This window comes from Endozoicomonas sp. ONNA1, from assembly GCF_024606325.1.
GTDB lineage: Bacteria > Pseudomonadota > Gammaproteobacteria > Pseudomonadales > Endozoicomonadaceae > Endozoicomonas_A.
In genome coordinates this window covers 1-1,304 of sequence record NZ_JAHHPN010000226.1, presented here as the reverse complement: position 1 = coordinate 1,304, position 1,304 = coordinate 1, and the positions used below count along the sequence as shown (strand labels likewise).

Below are 1,304 nucleotides of genomic sequence, written 5' to 3'. Positions count from 1 at the left end.
AAGTTTTTGACATCGAAATACTGACATTACTGGACGGGTACAGGGATGAAATGGAACTTATGCATATAGTGACCGTCCTTAAAAAAGCCAAAATCGACATCTCTGACCACATACTCGAGGGATGGAGGCAACAGGCATGCAGCGAAATAAAGCGGTTAAAAAGTCGAGAACCTTTATTATCAGTGGTTGATCCTGATGTTTATCAGAGTTGTCAGGAATTAGAGTTACTTGATGAGTGTGGGAGTATTTTCTAATGGGCTTATGCCTTCAATCTGACCCATCAGATATCATATGTCATAAGTCGTTTAATGAAAGCTTCCTTCGAGCAAACCCGCTCATTTAAAAAAACACCTTCTTCACCAACTCCGTTCATGGCACGCTGAGCAGGAAGGTGCTATACATTCCGGTGCAAATAACAAAGGTCAATCAATGGTCCTGAGTCTATGGGACGCTCACAAAAAAACAAAACTGCCTGCTCGATGGTCCGATCACTGCTTCTGTCAGTGACCATAATGTTTGGGAAGTCGCTGCCTGCAATGGGATTAGTCGAATCAAACTCGCTACCAGCCCGTTTCTTATATGCCAATCAGTTGGTTGAACCTGAACCGCCCAATCCTCATCCGGTAGGGTTTATGCAACACCCTCCCCATTTGCTAAAGCTGCTGCCGAATAACAGTCCTGCTGCGTCACTCCAATTGCCTCCCCTACCCATTTGGCCCATGAAGCAAACACGCCACATTGACCAGATGGTTATGTCCCTTGAAGCCCTGAAGCACTTTTCCACTTCACCGCTCGCCATAGTTGCTGCCGACGGAAACGATGGAGGCAAGCCACCCGGCGGAAACAACTGGAATCCTGACCCGGAGCCCCAGCCTGAACTTACCCCTGCTCTGGCCCCTGTTCAAAAATGCCTGCAACAAAAAAGGCAACTGCTACGAATGCTTCGTATCAAACGGCTATGGGCGATTATGACGGGCCAAACCACGCTGACACGGATTTTGTCAGATCGGATCAGGGTGATTGAAGCGGACCTTCTCGATCTGAAAGGATCAGATCCTGACACGATGCATCCGGGGCTGATTCAGAGATGGTTGGCAGAGCATGATAAGGAACTCATTGTTTACAGTGAGATCACTTCTTGCAGATATTCTGGTCGGCAGGCGGGTACCAGGAAAAAGAATCAACCCTCCAGAATAATCAAAGTCTCAACTACCGCGACAACAGGCCAGATGTTCGGAGCCGCTACCATTAGCCAGAGAATTCGTTCAACAGGCGGCAGTGGTCACGGAGGCGATGATCCACTG

2 protein-coding genes are annotated in these 1,304 nt (G+C 48.2%); both read left to right on the top strand.

Annotation, left to right across the window (positions count from 1 at the left end; genetic code table 11):
• Positions 1–254, top strand: a 254-nt coding sequence (locus KDK19_RS05380) for a hypothetical protein (protein ID WP_257255434.1), incomplete at its 5' end; no start/stop codon positions are given.
• A 225-nt stretch (positions 255–479) separates the two neighbouring features.
• Positions 480–1,304, top strand: an 825-nt coding sequence (locus tag KDK19_RS05375; protein ID WP_257291497.1) for a hypothetical protein, incomplete at its 3' end; no start/stop codon positions are given.